We start from the raw sequence: 18,971 nt of genomic DNA on the forward strand, positions 1-18,971 counted from the left end.
AGATGTCCTGTAGTGTCGTCAGTTACTGTTTTTTGTTGTCTACCAGTACCGCCAGCAAAATCACCACTGCCTTAACGATCATCTGGTAATAGGAGGAAACACCTAACAAATTCAAACCATTATTCAGGAAACCGAGGATCAGTGCGCCGATCAATGTCCCAACAATGCGACCTTTACCGCCCGCAAGGCTCGTACCGCCCAGAACCACCGCCGCGATGGCATCCAGCTCGTACCCCGTCCCCGCCGTCGGCTGCGCGGAAGAGAGGCGCGCCACTTCGATGATGCCCGCCAGTGACGCCAGCAGGCCGCACAGGGAGTACACGATAATTTTGACTTTATTAACGCTGATACCGGACAGGCGCGTGGCCGCTTCGTTACCGCCCAGGGCATAGATATAACGTCCCAGACGGGTATGGTGCAGCATGTACCACGCCGCCAGGAAGACGATAGCCATGATCCAGACCGGGGTCGGGACACCCAGCGGGCGACCGATACCGAACCAGCCAAACAGATCCGCGTTATCCGTAAACCCGGTATTCACCGGGCTACCGTTGGTGTAAACCATGGTCACACCGCGCAGCAGCAGCATCATCACCAGCGTGGCGATAAACGCCTGAACGCGGCCTTTTGCCACAATCACACCGGTAACGGCACCAATCGCCGCGCCAGCCGCCAGTGCAGCCGCAACGGCCACCAGCGCGTTGACCTCAATTCCCACAATTGAAGCGGCGATCGCACCGGTGAGCGCCAGCAGGGAACCGACGGACAGATCGATACCCGAGGTCAAAATCACCAGCGTCATGCCGACCGCCATAATGGCGTTCACCGACGTCTGCTGCAGAATGTTGAACAGATTATTGACGGTAAAAAAGTTCGGGCTCATGGTCGAGACAATCGCGATCAGCACCAGCAGGGCAATCAGCGATTTTTGTTCCATCAGCCATGCCTTTGTGAAATAGCGGCGACCAGAAACAGCCTGGGTAGTCATCTTCTTACTCCTGATTCACGCGATTAAGCTTGCCCACAGCGGCAGCCATCAGAACTTCCTGGGTGGCCTGCTCGCGAGTGAATTCACCGCCGAGATGCCCTTCATGCATGACGATAATGCGATCGCTCATGCCTAATACCTCTGGCATCTCGGAAGAGACCAGAATGATGCTCAGACCGTCGGCCTTGAACTGGTTAATCAGCTGATAGATCTCTTTTTTCGCGCCCACGTCCACGCCGCGGGTTGGCTCGTCGAGGATCAACACCTTCGGGCGCGTCATCAGCCCGCGGGCAATCGCCACTTTCTGCTGATTCCCGCCGGACAACAGGCCAATAGCCTGCTCCATCGACGGGGTTTTAACGTTGAAGAGACGGATAAAATCACTGACCGCCTGCTGCTCATCTTTATGCTTCAGGCTGCCGCCGCTATGGCTGAAATAGCGCAGCGCGGTGAGGGACATATTCTCTTTCACCGACATGCCCAGCACTAAGCCGTCGCGCTTGCGGTCTTCGGAGATATAGACGATGCCGTTCGCCAGCCCGTCCTGCGGCGAGCGGGTCACCACTTCATGGCCGTCAAGAGTAACGTAACCGCTGGTGCGCGGCAGTGCGCCGTACAGCACTTTCATCAGCTCGGTACGGCCCGCGCCCATCAGGCCCGCCACGCCCAGGATCTCGCCCTGACGCAGGGTAAAGGTCACATCGTTTACGCCTGGGCCGCAGAGGTTATCTACCTTCAGGCGGATCTCGCCCGGCGCTTTGTCCAGATGCGGATATTGGTCTTCGAGCTTACGTCCCACCATCATTTCGATCAGCGTATCTTCGGTCAGCGTTGCCACTTCGCGCTCGGCGATAAACTGGCCGTCGCGGAAGACGGTAACGTCGTCGCAAATTTCGAAGATCTCTTTCATGCGGTGAGAGATATAGACAATGCCGCGTCCCTGCGCTTTCAGCTCGCGGATCACGCGGAACAGGGATTCGGTTTCGGTATCGGTCAGGGCGTCGGTCGGTTCATCCATAATGATGACCTTCGACTCGAAGCTCAGCACCTTCGCGATTTCCACCATCTGCTGATCGCCGATGGAGAGGTCGCCCACCAGGCGGTCGCTCTTAAAGCGCAGGTTCAGCTTCGCCAGCAGCTTGTCCGCTTCGGCGTACATGGTTTTCCAGTCGATTTTGCCGAACCGGTTCACGAACTCGCGGCCCAGGAAGATGTTCTCCGCAATGGTCAGCTGCGGGATCAGGTTCAGCTCCTGGTGAATAATGCCGATGCCCGCTTCCTGAGAGGATTTCGGGCCGTTAAAGGTGGTTTCTTTACCCAGCCAAACGAGTGAACCGGCATCACGCTGATAGATCCCGGTCAGCACTTTCATCATGGTGGATTTGCCGGCACCGTTTTCGCCCACCAGCGCCATCACGCGTCCTGGGTAGACGTTAAGCGCCGCACCGGAGAGGGCTTTTACGCCCGGGAACGACTTATCGATCCCTTTGAGTTGCAGTAATGCGTCCATGATGGCCTCAGAAGGTGACGCCAGCACAGAGAATGATATTCGCATACGGGGAACACTCCCCGCTGCGAATCACCGCCTGACTGTCTGCGGTTTGTTGTTTGAACTGTTCGTGCGTTGTGTAACGAATTTCTATGGTGTTTCCCTGGTGTTGTTGCAGTTGCTCAATGTGGCTGAGCAACGTTTCGTGGAGTTGCGGATTATGTTGTTTGATTTCCGCCGCGAGAATGGCCGCCTCAACCTGCATCTCCGCCGTCACCACCTCCAGTACCTGCATAAACGAGGGCACGCCCTGCGTTAACGCCATATCGATACGGGTTGTGCTGCGCGGAACCGGTAAGCCTGCATCGCAAACCACCAGCGTATCGGTATGCCCAAGACGGGAAATAACCGATGAGATTTCTGAGTTGAGAACCGTGCCTTTCTTCATTTTCTTGCTCCACTAGCGAAACGTTTCGCTAAAAATAGTGTAGCCGCATAAATGTTCAGAAAACCATCATGACGTAACGGATTTGTGATCAACGTCGAAACGTTTCGCTAAGTGAAATGGAAGGGGAGGTAAATGCAAAACGGTAACCGTCAGGTTACCGTTTTAGATGTTTGCGCCCTCTCCCTGTGGGAGAGGGACGGGGTGAGGCATCAGGCCGCACGGCGACTTAAATCTCGACCTGCGTCCCCAGCTCAATGACGCGATTAGGCGGGATCTCAAACTGGTCAGGCGCGCGCAGGGCGTTACGTTGCAGGATGAGATACAGCTTACCGCGCAGACGCAGGTACCATGGGCGCTTGCCGATGATTAGCGACTCGTGGGACATAAAGAACGACGTCTCCATCATCCGGCAGCTTAACCCTTCCAGACCGCAGCGGTGGAACACCTCTTCCACGTTCGGCGTTTCGCGCCAGCCGTAGCTCGCCACCACGCGCCAGAAGGTCGGGGACAGCTGCTCAATCTGTACGCGGCGCACGTTGTGAACGTACGGCGCATCTTCGGTGCGCAGCGTCAGCAGGATCACGCGCTCGTGCAGCACTTTGTTGTGCTTAAGGTTATGCATCAGCGCAAACGGGATCACATTCAGGGCACGAGACATGTAAACCGCGGTACCCGGCACGCGCACCGGCGGGGATTTCTCAAGCGACGCGATCATCGCCTCCAGAGAATTACCGTGCTCATGCATGCGGCGCAGCAGGCGGAAGCGCTCGCTTTTCCATGTGGTCATGACAATGAACATCAACAGGCCCAGCGTCAGCGGCAGCCAACCACCGGAGACAATTTTGTCGAGGTTCGCAGAGAACAGCGGCACGTCAATGCACAGGAAGCCCACCAGAATCATCCCCACGAGGAACTTATTCCAGTGCCAGTTGCGGTACGCCACCGTGGTGGAGAGAAGCGACGTCAGCACCATCGTACCGGTCACGGCAATACCGTAGGCCGCCGCCAGATTACTGGAGTGTTCGAAGCTAACAATCACGATCACAACAGCAAAATAGAGCAGCCAGTTAACGAACGGGATGTAGATCTGGCCCGACTCCATCTCTGAGGTATGGATGATGCGCATTGGCGAGAGATATCCCAGACGAACGGCCTGACGGGTCAGAGAGAACACCCCGGAAATCACCGCCTGAGAGGCAATCACGGTCGCCAGCGTTGCGAGGATCAGCATAGGCACCAGCGCCCAGTCAGGTGCCAGCAGGAAGAATGGGTTCTTAATCGCTTCCGGGTTCTTGAGCAACAGCGCGCCCTGACCGAAGTAGTTCAGCACCAGCGACGGGAGCACCACAATAAACCATGCCACGCGGATAGGCAGCTTCCCGAAATGCCCCATGTCAGCATAGAGCGCCTCCACACCGGTGATGGAGAGCACGACCGCACCCAGCGCCACGAAGGAAACCACTTTGTATTCAAGGAAGAAATGCACCGCCCAGTAAGGGTTCAGCGCATGCAGCACTTCCGGGTTCGCAATAATGCTGCGCAAACCGAGCGCCGCCAGGATCAGGAACCAGGCCAGCATAATCGGCGCAAACAGTTTGCCCACCAGCCCGGTACCGTGTTTCTGGATCATGAACAGCAGCGTCAACACGATGATTGCCAGCGGGACAACCCAGGCATCAAGCTGCGGGGCAATAATCTCCAGCCCTTCAATCGCCGAGAGCACCGAGATAGCCGGTGTTATCACCACTTCCCCGTAGAAGAAGCTGCCACCTATCAGGCCGATAATCACCAGCACAGACGTCATTCTGGCCGAGGTATTGCGACCGGCAAGGGACATCAGGGTCAGGATCCCGCCTTCGCCCGCATTATCTGCACGCATAACGAAGGAGAGATATTTAACGGAAACGACCAGGATCAGCAGCCAGAAGATGAGGGACAGGAAGCCAAACACGGCATCGCGCTCAACACCAAAGCCAAATTGGCCGGACAAACATTCACGAAGCGTATAAAGTGGGCTGGTGCCGATATCACCGTAGACAACCCCGATCGCCGCAAGCGTTATTGCGGGTAATGATTGCTTATTATCAGTGCTCATAGACTAGTCTTTTCGTTTAAATAACAAATGTGTTCCTGTCCCTTGGTCCACAAAAAGCGCACAGTATGCACGATTCATTGCAAAATCGTACCCCTAAATGCAACCGCATTAATGTAGCGCAAAGAAAATTGCGCCGCACTTCAGCCTATTACCAGCCCTGACTGAAACGTCTATACTCGCTTCAATTGGCCGCCACAACGGCGAAAGGATGCAAAACTATTATGGCTCACTCACATTTATTAGCAGAAAGAATTTCCCGCCTCAGCAGCGCGCTGGAGAAAGGCCTTTACGAGCGTAGCCACGCCATTCGCCTTTGCCTGCTGGCGGCATTGAGCGGTGAAAGCGTATTTCTGCTGGGACCGCCGGGCATTGCCAAAAGTTTGATTGCACGCCGCCTAAAGTTCGCTTTTCAGAACGCTCGTGCATTCGAGTATTTGATGACGCGCTTCTCCACGCCAGAAGAAGTTTTCGGCCCGCTTTCTATTCAGGCGCTGAAAGATGAAGGGCGCTATGAGCGTCTGACGGCGGGCTATCTCCCGGAAGCGGAAATCGTCTTTCTTGATGAGATCTGGAAAGCCGGCCCGGCCATTCTGAATACCCTGCTGACGGCAATCAACGAACGCCGCTTCCGCAACGGCGCGAGCGAAGAGAAGATCCCCATGCGCCTGCTGGTGGCCGCGTCAAACGAACTGCCCGAAGCCGACAGCAGCCTGGAAGCGCTGTATGACCGCATGCTGATCCGCCTGTGGCTGGATAAAGTCCAGGATAAATCAAACTTCCGTTCAATGCTGGTGAGCCAGCAGGACGAAAACGAAAACCCGGTGGCACCTTCACTGCAGGTGACGGACGAGGAGTACCATCAGTGGCAGGACGAGATCGGCAAAATTAAGTTGCCCGACGCCGTCTTTGAGCTGATCTTCATGCTGCGCCAGCAGCTTGATTCCCTGCCTTCCGCCCCGTACGTCTCGGATCGTCGCTGGAAAAAAGCGATCCGTCTGCTCCAGGCCAGCGCGTTGTTCAGCGGTCGCGACGCGGTCGCCCCTATCGATCTGATCCTGCTAAAAGACTGCCTCTGGCACGACGCAGAAGGCATGAACCTGATGCAGCAGCAGCTGGACGTTTTGATGACCGGGCACGCCTGGGGGCAGCAGGCGATGCTCAACCAGCTGGGGGTGATTGCCCAACGGCGCATTCAGCTCCAGCAGCAGCAAAGCGATAAAACCGCGCTAAAAGTGAACCGACTGGGCGGCATGTTCGCCCGCAAACCGCATTACGAGCTACCTGCCGATCTGACCGGCACGACGCTGACACTGCTGCTCCAGCAGCCCCTCAAGCTGCATGATATGCAGGTGGTGCACATTACGATTGAGCGCGAGCCGCTGGCGCAGTGGCTGGATAAGGGCGGGGAGATCCGCGGAAAGCTCAACGGCATCGGTTTCGCGCAGCCGCTGAATATGGAAGTGGACAGCAGTCAGCACCTTGTGATCCGCGACGTGAGCCTTCAGGGATCGCGTCTTGCGCTTCCCGGCACCGCCTCGGACAGCGTGCCGGAAGAGATTAAACAGCAGCTGGAAGCGCTGGATACCGAATGGCATCAGCAGCACACCCGCTTCAGCGAGCAGCAAAAATGCCTCTTTATTCATAGCGACTGGCTAGGTCGCATTGAAGCCAGCCTGCAGGACGTCAGCGCGCAGATCAAACAGGCGCGTCAATGCTAACGCTGGACACGCTCAATATGATGCTGGCCGTCAGCGAGGAAGGGTTGATCGAGGAGGTGGTGATTACCCTTCTGGCATCGCCGCAGCTGGCGGCCTTCTTTGAAAAATTCCCGAAACTCAAAAAAGCGATGACGGACGATCTCCCGCGCTGGCGCGACAATCTGCGGCAGCGGTTTAAGGAGACAGAAGTCCCGCCCGAACTGACGGAGGAAGTCGCGGCCTATCAGCAGTGTCAGCGGCTATCGACGCCACAGTTTATCGTCCAGATCCCGCAAACCCTTACCCTGCTCGATAAAGTCCACTCTCCGTTTGCCAGCCAGGCCAGAACGCTGGTCACAGAAAACGTCACCTTTACCCCGGCGCTGCACACGCTCTTTTTACAGCGCTGGCGCCTGAGCCTGGTCGTCCAGGCTACCACGCTGAACCAACAGCTTCTGGATGAAGAACGGGAACAGCTGCTCAGCGAAGTCCAGGAACGCATGACGCTGAGTGGCCAGCTCGAGGAGGTGCTGGTAGAAAATGAAAACGCCGCTGGTCGCCTCTGGGATATGAGCGCCGGGCAGCTGCGGCGCGGGGATTATCAGCTGATCGTGAAGTACGGCGACTTTCTTACCCAGCAGCCGGAGCTGATGAAGCTCGCGGAACAGCTCGGCCGCTCGCGAGAGGCCAAATCGGTCCCAAAGAAAGATGCCCCGATGGAAACCTTCCGCACCCTTGTACGCGAACCGGCTACCGTGTCGGAGCAGGTCGACGGACTCCAGCAAAGCGATGACATCCTGCGCCTGCTGCCGACCGAGCTAAGCACGCTGGGGATGACCGAACTGGAGTATGAGTTTTACCGTCGGCTGGTGGAAAAACAGCTTCTCACCTATCGGCTGCACGGCGAAGCCTGGCGAGAGAAGCTCAGCCAGCGCCCGGTCGTGCATCAGGACTTTGATGAGCAGCCGCGCGGGCCGTTTATTGTCTGCGTGGATACGTCCGGCTCAATGGGCGGCTTTAACGAGCAGTGTGCGAAGGCGTTCTGTCTGGCGCTGATGCGCGTGGCGCTCGCTGACCGCCGTCGCTGCTTTATCATGCTCTTCTCCAGTGAAGTCGTGGGCTACGAGCTGACGAACCAGCAGGGCATTGAGCAGGCCATCCGCTTTTTAAGCCAACGTTTTCGCGGCGGCACCGATCTGGCCAGCTGTTTTCGCAGCATTGTAGAACGGATGCAGGGCGGCGACTGGTACGACGCTGACGCGGTGGTGATTTCCGATTTCATTGCCCAGCGGCTGCCGGAAGATGTGGTAAATAAAGTGAAGGAGCTGCAACGCGTGCACCAGCACCGTTTTCATGCCGTGGCGATGTCCGCACATGGAAAACCCGGCATCATGCGCATCTTCGATCATATCTGGCGCTTTGATACCGGGTTGCGTAGCCGCCTGCTCAGACGCTGGCGGCGTTAATTAAAGAAGAGAATCGACGCTTTCACGTACCTGCTGCGGCCAGACCCCACACTGCACCTGACCAATGTGAGACAGTTGCAGCAGCAGCATGGTCAGACGGGACTGCCCGATACCGCCGCCGATGGTCTGCGGCATTTCACCGCGCAGCAGCGCCTGATGCCACTCTAATTTAAGGCGATCTTCATCACCGGTCACCGCCAGCTGGCGCTTCAGCGCCTCTGCATCCACGCGGATCCCCATCGAAGAGAGCTCAAACGCATCTTCCAGAACCGGGTTCCAGACCAGAATATCGCCGTTCAGACCGGCATATTCGCTTTCGCCCGCGGTGCTCCAGTCATCATAATCCGGCGCACGAACGTCGTGACGTTTGCCATCAGACAGTTTGCCGCCGATGCCAATCAGAAATACCGCGCCCAGCTCTTTGGCGATCGCCCGCTCGCGGCCTTTGGCATCAAGATCCGGGAAGCGGCTCAGCAGTTCCTGGCTGTGGACAAAGTGGATCGTATCCGGCAGGAACGGTACCAGACCAAACTCTTTGCTCACGGCAGCTTCGGTCGCTTTGATCCCCGCGTAGATCGCCTCAACGGTGGATTTCAGCGTACCGACATGACGCTCGCCGTCACCCATTACGCGCTCCCAGTCCCACTGGTCAACGTAGACAGAGTGAATCGGGGAGAGGCGGTCTTCATCGGGGCGAAGGGCTTTCATGTGCGTGTAGAGCCCTTCGCCCGCGCTGAAGTCGTGTTGTCCCAGGGTTTGACGCTTCCACTTCGCCAGGGAATGCACCACTTCGAACTGGGCGTCTGGCAGTGTTTTCACTTTTACCTGTACCGCTTTTTCGCAACCAGACAGGTTATCCTGCGTCCCGTCACCCACGCGGCTCAGAATCGGCGCCTGAACTTCAATAAGACCAAGCTTCTCTTCAAGCTGGCGGGAAAAATGGGATTTTACGAAACTGATCTGGCGTTGTTTTGCGATGTAAGCGGTTTTCATTATTTATACTCCTGCGTCCTGTTGATAATGATTAAGCAACAGAACCGACACTTAATTCAATAACCCATCAACAAAAAGCCACCTTCACTTTTGATTCGTTAAAATAAGACGCTAGAATAGACGTATTCATTAATCTTCGTAAGAAAAAGCTATGGAAAATTATCAGATCGACAATCTGGACCGCGGCATCCTTGAGACCTTAATGGCCAATGCCCGTACAGCCTACGCCGAACTGGCGAAACAGTTTGGCGTCAGCCCGGGAACCATTCACGTTCGCGTAGAGAAGATGAAGCAGGCAGGGATCATTACCGGTGCGCGCATCGACGTCAGCCCGAAGCAGCTGGGTTATGACGTCTGCTGCTTCATCGGCATTATTCTTAAAAGCGCAAAAGACTACCCCTCCGCGCTGGCAAAGCTGAACGCGCTCGATGAAGTCACCGAGGCGTACTACACCACCGGGCATTACAGCATCTTTATTAAAGTGATGTGCCGATCCATCGATGCCCTCCAGCAGGTACTTATCAACAAGATCCAAACAATCGATGAAATTCAGTCCACCGAGACACTGATCTCCCTGCAAAACCCGATCATGCGTACCATCCGCCCGTGATCGGGCAAATTCATTCCCACATTTTCCACAGGTAGATCCCAGCTCGTTCACAGCGTACAATGATCCCCTCTTTATCTGAGCGAGCGATCAATGGCGGACATTACCCTTATCAGCGGCAGCACTCTTGGCGGTGCGGAATACGTAGCGGAACATCTGGCTGAGAAGCTGGAAGATGCAGGCTTTTCTACACAAACGCTGCACGGGCCGCTGCTTGAAGATCTCCCGGCTGACGGGGTCTGGCTGCTGATCACCTCCACGCACGGCGCGGGCGATCTGCCGGATAACCTGCAACCTTTATATGACGAACTGCTGGAACAGCAGCCCGACCTGTCAAACGTCCGTTTTGGCGCAGTGGGGATCGGCAGTCGTGAATATGACACCTTTTGCGGGGCAATAGAGAAGGTCGAAGCCGCTGTTACCGCTTGCGGAGCAAAACAGCTGGGTGAAACGCTCAAGATTAACATCCTCGATCATGACATTCCGGAAGATCCAGCCGAGATCTGGCTCGCGGAATGGAAAAATTTACTCAAAAACGATTAAAGATCGCGCGAACAGATGTGGATAACTCTGGTTAAAAGCTCGTATTAACCCGTAGTTATCCAAAGAACAACCCTAGCGTCGTTTTTGGCCTGTGTATAAAGTCGCGATCTGATCCCAGCTTATACGGTCCTGGATCACCGATCATTCACAGCAAACGATCCTTCCTAACTGCATGATCTTATTTGCAGGATCGGACTTATCCACACGTGTCCGCGATCCTAATAAGAGATCACAATAGAACAGATCTCTAAATAAAAAGATCTTCTTTTTAATAGCCCAGGATCCCAATGCTTTCTCGAAAGACTAAAGTTGAGTAGAATCCACGGCCCGGGCTTCAATCCATTTTCATACCGCTTTACGCGAGGCAGACCACCATGTTTTATCAGGATCCTTTTGACGTCATCATCATTGGCGGGGGTCATGCAGGCACTGAGGCCGCAATGGCCGCAGCGCGAATGGGTCAGCAGACCCTGCTTTTGACACACAATATCGACACGCTGGGACAAATGTCCTGTAATCCGGCGATTGGCGGCATTGGGAAAGGACACCTGGTAAAAGAAGTGGATGCACTTGGCGGCCTGATGGCGAAAGCGATCGATCATGCGGGCATTCAGTTTAGGATACTAAACGCGAGTAAAGGCCCTGCTGTTCGCGCCACTCGTGCGCAGGCAGACCGCGTGCTTTACCGCCAGGCCGTGCGCACCGCGCTGGAGAACCAGCCGAACCTGATGATCTTCCAGCAGGCGGTAGAAGATCTTATCGTTGAGAACGATCGCGTCGTGGGCGCCGTGACCCAGATGGGCCTCAAGTTCCGCGCCAAAGCCGTGGTGCTGACGGTCGGGACATTCCTGGATGGCAAAATCCATATTGGTCTGGACAACTACAGCGGTGGCCGTGCTGGCGATCCGCCGTCCATTCCGCTGTCTCGTCGTCTGCGTGAACTGCCGCTGCGCGTCAGCCGTCTGAAAACCGGCACGCCGCCGCGTATCGATGCGCGCACCATTGATTTCAGCGTACTGGCCCAACAGCACGGCGATAACCCGATGCCGGTTTTCTCGTTCATGGGCAACGCGGCGCAACACCCGCAGCAGGTACCGTGCTACATCACGCATACCAACGAAAAAACCCATGACGTGATCCGCAATAACCTCGATCGCAGCCCAATGTACGCTGGCGTGATCGAAGGGATCGGCCCACGTTACTGCCCGTCGATCGAAGACAAAGTGATGCGCTTTGCCGATCGTAACCAGCATCAGATCTTCCTGGAGCCGGAAGGGCTGACCTCGAACGAAATTTACCCGAACGGCATCTCCACCAGCCTGCCATTCGACGTGCAGATGCAAATTGTTCGCTCAATGCAGGGGATGGAGAATGCGAAAATCGTTCGCCCTGGCTACGCTATTGAGTACGATTTCTTCGACCCACGTGACCTGAAGCCGACGCTGGAGAGCAAATTCATCCACGGTCTGTTCTTCGCGGGGCAGATTAACGGCACCACCGGCTACGAAGAAGCGGCTGCACAGGGCCTGCTTGCCGGTCTGAACGCCGCCCGCTTCTCTGCCGAGAAAGAGGGCTGGGCGCCGGCGCGTTCTCAGGCCTATCTGGGCGTTTTGGTCGACGATCTCTGCACGCTGGGCACCAAAGAACCGTACCGTATGTTTACCTCTCGCGCGGAATATCGTCTGATGCTGCGCGAGGACAACGCCGACCTGCGTCTGACCGAGATAGGCCGCGAGCTGGGTCTGGTGGATGACGAACGCTGGGCGCGCTTCAACGAGAAGCTGGAACGTATTGAACAGGAACGTCAGCGCCTGAAAACTACGTGGGTAAACCCACAGGCGGAAACCGCTGCCGAAGTGAACGCTCACTTAACAGCGCCGCTGTCGCGTGAAGCCAGCGGCGAAGATCTGCTGCGTCGTCCTGAAGTCACCTACGAGAATCTGGTCAAACTGACCGCGTTCGCACCGGGCCTTGAAGACGCTGAAGCTGCCGAGCAGGTCGAAATTCAGGTGAAGTACGAAGGCTACATCGCGCGTCAGCAGGATGAGATCGAAAAACAGCAGCGCAACGAAAACACGCTGCTGCCGGAAATGCTGGATTACCGTCAGGTGACGGGCCTTTCCAACGAAGTGATCGCTAAGCTGAACGATCACAAACCGGTATCGATTGGCCAGGCCTCCCGTATCTCGGGCGTTACGCCGGCAGCGATTTCGATCCTGCTGGTGTGGCTGAAAAAGCAAGGCATGCTGCGCCGTAGCGCGTAATTGACATTGCTTTTGGCGGGTGGCGCTTCGCTGACCCGCCCTACTTATTCGTAGGCCCGGTAAGCGGTAGCGCCACCGGGCAAAAAACTCTCAACAGGTATTCACCGTGCTCAACAAACTCTCTCGTCTGCTGGATCAGGCTGGTATTTCGCTCACCGATCACCAGAAAAGCCAGCTGGTGGCGTATGTCGATATGCTGAACAAATGGAATAAAGCGTACAACCTGACGTCTGTGCGCGATCCCAACGAGATGCTGGTTCGCCATATTCTCGATAGTATCGTGGTGGCGCCGTACCTGAAAGGTGGACGTTTTATCGACGTGGGAACGGGGCCGGGTTTGCCGGGCGTTCCGCTGTCGATTGTCCGACCTGAGAGCCATTTCACGCTGCTGGACAGCCTGGGCAAGCGCGTGCGCTTTTTACGCCAGGTTCAGCATGAACTGAAGCTCGATAACATCACGCCCGTACAGAGCAGGGTAGAAGAGTTTCCGGCAGAGCCGCCGTTTGACGGCGTTATCAGCCGTGCGTTTGCTTCGCTCAATGACATGGTGAGCTGGTGTAAGCATCTGCCGGCAGAAGATGGCCGTTTTTATGCGCTGAAAGGACAGCTGCCCGGTGATGAAATTGAACAGCTTCCGGACGGTTTTAGCGTTGAAACCATCGAGAAATTAAACGTTCCGCAGCTCGACGGTGAACGTCATCTGGTGATAATTAAGCCAAACAATTTTTAAAAAAATAATAAAAAATGTGGAATTTGTGCTGTTCTGAGTATGTTAAAAAACAGCACAACTAACCGGGATTAACCAGAGAGCGTTTAACCGCTTTTTTACCAGGGATTTTCTTGCGGTTAACCTCAAGTCGATTATTCATCGCGAAGATAGTCAACTATGAAAATATCAGCCTGCTAAAAGTGGAAGGCTGTAACCAGAACGCAATGTTAATTATTTATTAAGAATGTCAATAAAAGGTTTTTATTGTGTACGGGGCTGTTTTGAAAATAGTTGCGATATTTTGTGTTTAATTTCAGAAGGATAATCCTGGGCGATTTACGGCTTTGATAAATACAACCTTATCGCAAATGTGTGTTTTGTGATCTCGTGCACGCTTTGTAGTCAACGTTTTCGCGCTGTTTGCAGTTTTGCTCGAAGGTCGGTGCTTTCTTCGAAAGTTAAAAAATAGCGCTGGGGAAAAATATTTAAACATTTATTCACCTTTTCGCTACTTAATGTTTGAAATCACGGGTACGCACCGTATAATTTGTCCGCTTTTTGATGCTTGACTCTGAGCCTTAAAGGACGTTTTATACGACACGCGGCATACCTCGAAGGGAGCAGGAGTAAAAACGTGATGTCTGTGTCGCTCTTGAGTAGAAACGTTGCTCGTAAGCTTCTGTTCATTCAGTTTCTGGCTGTGATAGCAAGTGGACTGCTGTTTAGCCTCAAAGACCCCTTCTGGGGCATCTCCGCCGTGTGCGGGGGTTTGGCGGTCGTGCTGCCAAACGTGTTGTTTATGATTTTTGCCTGGCGTCATCAGGCGCATACACCCGCCAAAGGCCGCGTGGCCTGGTCCTTCGCCCTCGGCGAAGTGTGTAAGGTGTTGCTGACCTTTGCTCTACTGGTGATGGCGCTGGCGGTTTTGAAAGTGGTATTCATGCCGCTGATAGCAACGTGGGTTTTGGTGCTGGTGGTACAAGTTCTGGCTCCAGCTGTAATCAATAACAAAGGGTAAAAGGCATCATGGCTTCAGAAAATATGACGCCGCAGGATTACATAGGTCACCATCTGAATAACCTTCAGCTGGACCTGCGTACATTCTCGCTGGTGGATCCACATAACCCCCCGGCCACCTTCTGGACGATCAACATCGACTCCATGTTCTTCTCGGTGGTTTTGGGTCTTCTGTTCCTGGCCATGTTCCGCAGCGTTGCTAAAAAAGCGACCAGCGGTGTTCCAGGGAAATTCCAGACGTTCGTTGAGATGATCATCGGCTTCGTCCATGGCAGCGTGAAAGACATGTACCATGGTAAGAGCAAGCTGATTGCTCCGCTGGCCCTGACCGTGTTCGTTTGGGTCTTCCTGATGAACCTGATGGACCTGCTGCCAATTGACCTGCTGCCGTTCATCGGCGAGCACATCTTCGGCCTGCCTGCGCTGCGTGTTGTACCGTCTGCGGACGTGAACATCACCCTGTCAATGGCGCTGGGCGTGTTTATCCTGATTCTTTTCTACAGCATCAAAATGAAAGGCGTAAGCGGCTTTGTGAAAGAGCTTACCTTGCAGCCGTTCAACCACTGGGCGTTTATTCCGGTCAACCTGATCCTGGAAGGCGTTAGCCTGCTGTCCAAACCTGTTTCACTGGGTCTGCGACTGTTCGGCAACATGTATGCGGGTGAGCTGATTTTCATTCTGATCGCGGGTCTTCTGCCGTGGTGGTCACAGTGGGTTCTGAATGTGCCATGGGCCATTTTCCACATCCTGATCATTACGCTGCAAGCCTTTATCTTCATGGTTCTGACGATCGTCTATCTGTCGATGGCGTCTGAAGAGCACTGATTTTTTACCAACACTACTACGTTTTAATTGAAACAAACTGGAGACTGTCATGGAAAACCTGAATATGGATCTGCTGTACATGGCTGCCGCTGTGATGATGGGTCTGGCGGCTATCGGTGCTGCGATCGGTATCGGCATCCTCGGAGGTAAATTCCTGGAAGGCGCAGCGCGTCAACCTGATCTGATTCCTCTGCTGCGTACTCAGTTCTTTATCGTTATGGGTCTGGTGGATGCTATCCCAATGATCGCTGTAGGTCTGGGTCTGTACGTGATGTTTGCTGTCGCGTAGTAGTTGTTTTAAAACCCCAAGCCACAGAAATTTAAGAGGTATTGTGCTGTGAACATGAACGCAACAATCCTCGGCCAGGCCATCGCGTTTATTCTCTTTGTCTGGTTCTGCATGAAGTATGTATGGCCGCCTTTAATGGCTGCCATCGAAAAACGTCAGAAAGAAATTGCTGACGGTCTGGCTTCCGCAGAACGCGCTAAGAAAGATTTGGACCTTGCACAGGCCAACGCGACAGACCAGCTGAAAAAAGCGAAAGCTGAAGCTCAGGTAATCATTGAACAGGCTAACAAGCGCCGTTCTCAGATCCTGGACGAAGCCAAAGCTGAAGCAGAACAGGAACGTACTAAGATCGTGACACAGGCTCAGGCTGAAATTGAAGCTGAGCGTAAACGTGCTCGTGAAGAACTGCGTAAGCAGGTTGCGATTCTGGCTGTTGCTGGCGCCGAGAAGATCATCGAACGTTCCGTGGATGAAGCTGCTAACAGCGACATCGTGGACAAACTTGTCGCTGAACTGTAAGGAGGGAGGGGCTGATGTCTGAATTTGTTACGGTAGCTCGCCCCTACGCCAAAGCAGCTTTTGACTTTGCTGTCGAACACCAAAATGTCGATCGCTGGCAGAATATGCTGGCGTTTGCCGCTGAGGTGACGAAAAACGAACAAATGGCCGAGTTGCTTTCCGGTGCGTTAGCGCCTGAAACCCTCGCCGCGTCGTTTATCGCCGTGTGCGGAGAGCAACTGGATGCCAACGGCCAGAACCTGATTAAGGTCATGGCAGAAAATGGTCGTCTCCGTGTGCTCCCGGATGTTCTCGAGCAGTTTGAGCACTTACGTGCCCTTAGTGAAGCAACTGCAGAAGTCGAAGTGACTTCCGCGACTGAACTGAGTGACGAACAGCTTGCGAAAATCACCGCCGCGATGGAAAAACGTCTGTCACGCAAAGTTAAGCTGAATTGCAAAATCGATAAGTCTGTAATGGCAGGCGTAATCATCCGCTCGGGTGATATGGTCATTGATGGCAGCGTACGCGGCCGTCTTGAGCGCCTTGCAGACGTCTTGCAGTCTTAAGGGGACTGGAGCATGCAACTGAATTCCACCGAAATCAGCGAACTGATCAAGCAGCGCATTGCTCAGTTCAATGTTGTGAGTGAAGCTCACAACGAAGGTACTATTGTTTCTGTAAGTGACGGTGTTATCCGCATCCACGGCCTGGCCGATTGTATGCAGGGTGAGATGATTTCCCTGCCGGGTAACCGTTACGCTATCGCACTGAACCTGGAGCGCGACTCCGTAGGTGCAGTTGTGATGGGTCCATACGCTGACCTCGCCGAAGGCATGAAGGTTAAGTGTACTGGCCGTATTCTGGAAGTGCCGGTTGGCCGTGGCCTGCTGGGTCGCGTTGTTAACACCCTGGGTGCGCCAATCGACGGTAAAGGTCCGGTTGAGCACGATGGCTTCTCCCCAATCGAAGTTATCGCACCAGGCGTTATCGACCGTCAGTCCGTTGATCAGCCAGTGCAGACTGGTTATAAGTCCGTTGACGCCATGATCCCAATCGGTCGTGGTCAGCGTGAACTGATCATCGGTGACCGTCAGACCGGTAAAACCGCGATGGCAATCGACGCCATCATCAACCAGCGTGACTCCGGCATCAAATGTGTGTACGTGGCTATCGGCCAGAAAGCGTCCACCATTTCTAACGTGGTTCGTAAACTGGAAGAGCACGGCGCACTGTCTAACACCATCGTTGTGGTAGCAACCGCGTCTGAATCTGCTGCACTGCAATACCTGGCGCCATACGCCGGTTGCGCAATGGGCGAATACTTCCGTGACCGCGGTGAAGATGCGCTGATCGTATACGATGACCTGTCTAAACAGGCTGTTGCTTATCGTCAGGTTTCCCTGCTGCTCCGTCGTCCACCAGGACGTGAAGCATTCCCGGGCGACGTATTCTACCTCCACTCTCGTCTGCTGGAGCGTGCTTCCCGCGTTAACGCGGAATACGTCGAGAACTTCACCAAAGGTGAAGTGAAGGGCAAAACAGGTTCTCTGACCGCGCTGCCGATCATTGAAACCCAGGCGGGTGACGTTTCTGCGTTCGTTCCGACCAACGTAATCTCCATTACCGATGGTCAGATCTTCCTGGAAACCAACCTGTTCAACTCCGGTATTCGTCCGGCGGTTAACCCGGGTATCTCTGTATCCCGTGTGGGTGGTGCTGCTCAGACCAAGATCATCAAGAAACTGTCCGGTGGTATCCGTACCGCGCTGGCACAGTATCGTGAACTGGCTGCGTTCTCTCAGTTCGCATCAGATCTGGACGAAGCAACCCGTAAACAGCTGAGCCACGGTCAGAAAGTGACCGAGCTGCTGAAGCAGAAACAGTACGCTCCAATGTCTGTTGCTCAGCAGGGCCTGGTACTGTTCGCGGCTGAACGCGGTTACCTCGAAGATGTGGAACTGGCGAAAATCGGTAGCTTTGAAGCCGCTCTGCTGGCTTACGTCGACCGTGATCACGCTCCGCTGATGCAAGAGATCAACCAGACCGGTGGCTATAACGACGAAATCGAAGGCAAGCTGAAAGCTATCCTCGATTCCTTCAAAGCAACCCAATCCTGGTAATCGTCCGGCGGCTTGTCTCAGGGCAAGCCGCCTGGCATTGAGGAGAAGCTCATGGCCGGCGCAAAAGAGATACGTAGTAAGATCGCAAGCGTCCAGAACACGCAAAAGATCACTAAAGCGATGGAGATGGTCGCCGCTTCCAAAATGCGTAAATCGCAGGATCGCATGGCGGCCAGCCGTCCTTATGCAGAGACCATGCGCAAAGTGATTGGTCACCTTGCAAACGGTAATCTGGAATATAAGCACCCTTACCTGGAAGAACGCGACGTTAAGCGCGTGGGCTACCTGGTGGTGTCGACTGACCGTGGTCTGTGTGGCGGCTTGAACATTAACCTGTTCAAAAAACTGCTGGCGGATATGAAAGGCTGGTCTGATAAAGGCGTTCAGTGCGATCTGGCACTGATTGGCTCTAAAGGCGTCTCTTTCTTTAACTCCGTTGGTGGCAACATTGTCGCTCAGGTGACCGGTATGGGTGATAACCCGTCCCTGTCCGAACTGATCGGCCCGGTTAAAGTGATGTTGCAGGCCTACGATGAAGGCCGTCTGGACAGACTGTACGTTGTCAGCAACAAATTCATTAACACCATGTCTCAGGTTCCAACGCTCACTCAGATGCTGCCGTTACCGGCATCAGAAGATGACGAGCTGAAGCAGAAAGCCTGGGATTACCTGTATGAACCCGATCCGAAACCGCTGCTGGATACCCTGCTGCGTCGTTACGTTGAATCTCAGGTTTATCAGGGCGTTGTAGAAAACCTGGCCAGCGAGCAGGCCGCACGAATGGTGGCGATGAAAGCCGCGACCGATAATGGCGGCAGCCTGATTAAAGAGCTGCAGTTGGTTTACAACAAAGCTCGTCAGGCCAGCATTACTCAGGAACTCACCGAGATCGTCTCGGGGGCCGCCGCGGTTTAACCAGG

At 54.6% G+C, this 18,971-nt stretch carries 18 protein-coding genes; 13 read left to right on the forward strand and 5 right to left on the reverse strand.

The window, feature by feature from the left end:
* Nucleotides 1-22: 22 nt before the first annotated feature.
* The 4 genes from rbsC to kup form a co-directional block, all read right to left on the reverse strand.
* Nucleotides 23-988 carry a ribose ABC transporter permease gene (rbsC, locus tag IB212_RS22935; RefSeq protein WP_006808742.1) on the reverse strand — a complete coding sequence of 322 codons (966 nt, stop codon included), beginning with the start codon at nucleotides 986-988 and terminating at the stop codon, nucleotides 23-25.
* 4 nt (nucleotides 989-992) lie between these two features.
* Nucleotides 993-2,498 carry a ribose ABC transporter ATP-binding protein RbsA gene (gene rbsA / locus IB212_RS22940; RefSeq protein ID WP_041911754.1) on the reverse strand — a complete coding sequence of 502 codons (1,506 nt, stop codon included), beginning with the start codon at nucleotides 2,496-2,498 and terminating at the stop codon, nucleotides 993-995.
* A 7-nt stretch (nucleotides 2,499-2,505) separates the two neighbouring features.
* A complete protein-coding gene (gene rbsD, locus IB212_RS22945) occupies nucleotides 2,506-2,925 on the reverse strand; it encodes a D-ribose pyranase (protein ID WP_003862392.1) in 420 nt (139 codons plus the stop codon).
* Between the two features lie 226 nt (nucleotides 2,926-3,151).
* Complete coding sequence (gene kup / locus IB212_RS22950; protein ID WP_045261172.1) at nucleotides 3,152-5,020, reverse strand: low affinity potassium transporter Kup; 1,869 nt, start codon at nucleotides 5,018-5,020, stop codon at nucleotides 3,152-3,154.
* A gap of 221 nt (nucleotides 5,021-5,241) precedes the next feature.
* On the opposite strand from kup, the gene ravA reads away from it, so the two are divergent.
* Together ravA and viaA are read left to right on the forward strand one after the other, a co-directional pair.
* A complete protein-coding gene (gene ravA, locus IB212_RS22955) occupies nucleotides 5,242-6,738 on the forward strand; it encodes an ATPase RavA (RefSeq protein WP_188245842.1) in 1,497 nt (498 codons plus the stop codon).
* Nucleotides 6,732-8,183: an ATPase RavA stimulator ViaA gene (gene viaA, locus IB212_RS22960; RefSeq protein WP_188245841.1), complete on the forward strand. Its 1,452-nt coding sequence runs from the start codon at nucleotides 6,732-6,734 to the stop codon at nucleotides 8,181-8,183. Before ravA ends, viaA begins: the two co-directional genes overlap by 7 nt.
* Here the strand turns inward: viaA and asnA are convergent, their stop codons facing one another.
* Nucleotides 8,184-9,176 carry an aspartate--ammonia ligase gene (asnA, locus tag IB212_RS22965; protein ID WP_041911750.1) on the reverse strand — a complete coding sequence of 331 codons (993 nt, stop codon included), beginning with the start codon at nucleotides 9,174-9,176 and terminating at the stop codon, nucleotides 8,184-8,186.
* A gap of 151 nt (nucleotides 9,177-9,327) precedes the next feature.
* Here asnA and asnC point away from each other — a divergent pair, with 151 nt between their 5' ends.
* From asnC to atpG, 11 genes are all read left to right on the forward strand, one after another.
* Nucleotides 9,328-9,786: a transcriptional regulator AsnC gene (gene asnC / locus IB212_RS22970; protein ID WP_188245840.1), complete on the forward strand. Its 459-nt coding sequence runs from the start codon at nucleotides 9,328-9,330 to the stop codon at nucleotides 9,784-9,786.
* Nucleotides 9,787-9,876: 90 nt separating this feature from the next.
* A complete protein-coding gene (gene mioC / locus IB212_RS22975) occupies nucleotides 9,877-10,326 on the forward strand; it encodes an FMN-binding protein MioC (protein WP_041911749.1) in 450 nt (149 codons plus the stop codon).
* A 374-nt stretch (nucleotides 10,327-10,700) separates the two neighbouring features.
* Nucleotides 10,701-12,590, forward strand: coding sequence for a tRNA uridine-5-carboxymethylaminomethyl(34) synthesis enzyme MnmG (mnmG, locus tag IB212_RS22980; protein ID WP_045261176.1), 1,890 nt, complete (start codon nucleotides 10,701-10,703; stop codon nucleotides 12,588-12,590).
* 106 nt (nucleotides 12,591-12,696) lie between these two features.
* A complete protein-coding gene (gene rsmG, locus IB212_RS22985; protein WP_188245839.1) occupies nucleotides 12,697-13,320 on the forward strand; it encodes a 16S rRNA (guanine(527)-N(7))-methyltransferase RsmG in 624 nt (207 codons plus the stop codon).
* Nucleotides 13,321-13,936: 616 nt separating this feature from the next.
* Nucleotides 13,937-14,317 (forward strand): F0F1 ATP synthase subunit I, encoded by a 381-nt coding sequence (gene atpI / locus IB212_RS22990; RefSeq protein WP_008500194.1) that lies wholly within the window; start codon nucleotides 13,937-13,939, stop codon nucleotides 14,315-14,317.
* 8 nt (nucleotides 14,318-14,325) lie between these two features.
* Nucleotides 14,326-15,141 (forward strand): F0F1 ATP synthase subunit A, encoded by an 816-nt coding sequence (gene atpB / locus IB212_RS22995; RefSeq protein ID WP_028014916.1) that lies wholly within the window; start codon nucleotides 14,326-14,328, stop codon nucleotides 15,139-15,141.
* Nucleotides 15,142-15,190: 49 nt separating this feature from the next.
* The gene (gene atpE / locus IB212_RS23000) at nucleotides 15,191-15,430 is read left to right on the forward strand and encodes a F0F1 ATP synthase subunit C (protein WP_000429386.1); all 240 of its coding nucleotides are present in this window, start codon (nucleotides 15,191-15,193) and stop codon (nucleotides 15,428-15,430) included.
* A gap of 48 nt (nucleotides 15,431-15,478) precedes the next feature.
* Nucleotides 15,479-15,949 (forward strand): F0F1 ATP synthase subunit B, encoded by a 471-nt coding sequence (gene atpF / locus IB212_RS23005; RefSeq protein ID WP_003862370.1) that lies wholly within the window; start codon nucleotides 15,479-15,481, stop codon nucleotides 15,947-15,949.
* A gap of 14 nt (nucleotides 15,950-15,963) precedes the next feature.
* Nucleotides 15,964-16,497 (forward strand): F0F1 ATP synthase subunit delta, encoded by a 534-nt coding sequence (gene atpH / locus IB212_RS23010; protein ID WP_003862369.1) that lies wholly within the window; start codon nucleotides 15,964-15,966, stop codon nucleotides 16,495-16,497.
* A 12-nt stretch (nucleotides 16,498-16,509) separates the two neighbouring features.
* Nucleotides 16,510-18,051 (forward strand): F0F1 ATP synthase subunit alpha, encoded by a 1,542-nt coding sequence (gene atpA / locus IB212_RS23015; RefSeq protein WP_003862367.1) that lies wholly within the window; start codon nucleotides 16,510-16,512, stop codon nucleotides 18,049-18,051.
* Nucleotides 18,052-18,102: 51 nt separating this feature from the next.
* Nucleotides 18,103-18,966, forward strand: a complete 864-nt coding sequence (gene atpG / locus IB212_RS23020) for a F0F1 ATP synthase subunit gamma (RefSeq protein ID WP_003862364.1) — start codon at nucleotides 18,103-18,105, stop codon at nucleotides 18,964-18,966.
* Nucleotides 18,967-18,971: the final 5 nt, after the last annotated feature.

The sequence above is a fragment of the Enterobacter sp. E12 genome (assembly GCF_014596715.2).
Classification (GTDB): domain Bacteria; phylum Pseudomonadota; class Gammaproteobacteria; order Enterobacterales; family Enterobacteriaceae; genus Enterobacter; species Enterobacter bugandensis.

Excerpts from the sequence above, each read along its gene's own strand:
- rbsA (WP_041911754.1), bottom strand. The coding sequence starts at position 2,498 with ATGGACGCATTACTGCAACTCAAAGGGATCGATAAGTCGTTCCCGGGC.
- ravA (WP_188245842.1), top strand. The coding sequence starts at position 5,242 with ATGGCTCACTCACATTTATTAGCAGAAAGAATTTCCCGCCTCAGCAGC.
- asnA (WP_041911750.1), bottom strand. The coding sequence starts at position 9,176 with ATGAAAACCGCTTACATCGCAAAACAACGCCAGATCAGTTTCGTAAAA.
- atpI (WP_008500194.1), top strand. The coding sequence starts at position 13,937 with ATGTCTGTGTCGCTCTTGAGTAGAAACGTTGCTCGTAAGCTTCTGTTC.
- atpE (WP_000429386.1), top strand. The coding sequence starts at position 15,191 with ATGGAAAACCTGAATATGGATCTGCTGTACATGGCTGCCGCTGTGATG.
- asnC (WP_188245840.1), top strand. The coding sequence starts at position 9,328 with ATGGAAAATTATCAGATCGACAATCTGGACCGCGGCATCCTTGAGACC.
- kup (WP_045261172.1), bottom strand. The coding sequence starts at position 5,020 with ATGAGCACTGATAATAAGCAATCATTACCCGCAATAACGCTTGCGGCG.
- rbsD (WP_003862392.1), bottom strand. The coding sequence starts at position 2,925 with ATGAAGAAAGGCACGGTTCTCAACTCAGAAATCTCATCGGTTATTTCC.
- mioC (WP_041911749.1), top strand. The coding sequence starts at position 9,877 with ATGGCGGACATTACCCTTATCAGCGGCAGCACTCTTGGCGGTGCGGAA.
- atpG (WP_003862364.1), top strand. The coding sequence starts at position 18,103 with ATGGCCGGCGCAAAAGAGATACGTAGTAAGATCGCAAGCGTCCAGAAC.
- atpA (WP_003862367.1), top strand. The coding sequence starts at position 16,510 with ATGCAACTGAATTCCACCGAAATCAGCGAACTGATCAAGCAGCGCATT.
- mnmG (WP_045261176.1), top strand. The coding sequence starts at position 10,701 with ATGTTTTATCAGGATCCTTTTGACGTCATCATCATTGGCGGGGGTCAT.
- atpB (WP_028014916.1), top strand. The coding sequence starts at position 14,326 with ATGGCTTCAGAAAATATGACGCCGCAGGATTACATAGGTCACCATCTG.
- viaA (WP_188245841.1), top strand. The coding sequence starts at position 6,732 with ATGCTAACGCTGGACACGCTCAATATGATGCTGGCCGTCAGCGAGGAA.
- rbsC (WP_006808742.1), bottom strand. The coding sequence starts at position 988 with ATGACTACCCAGGCTGTTTCTGGTCGCCGCTATTTCACAAAGGCATGG.
- atpH (WP_003862369.1), top strand. The coding sequence starts at position 15,964 with ATGTCTGAATTTGTTACGGTAGCTCGCCCCTACGCCAAAGCAGCTTTT.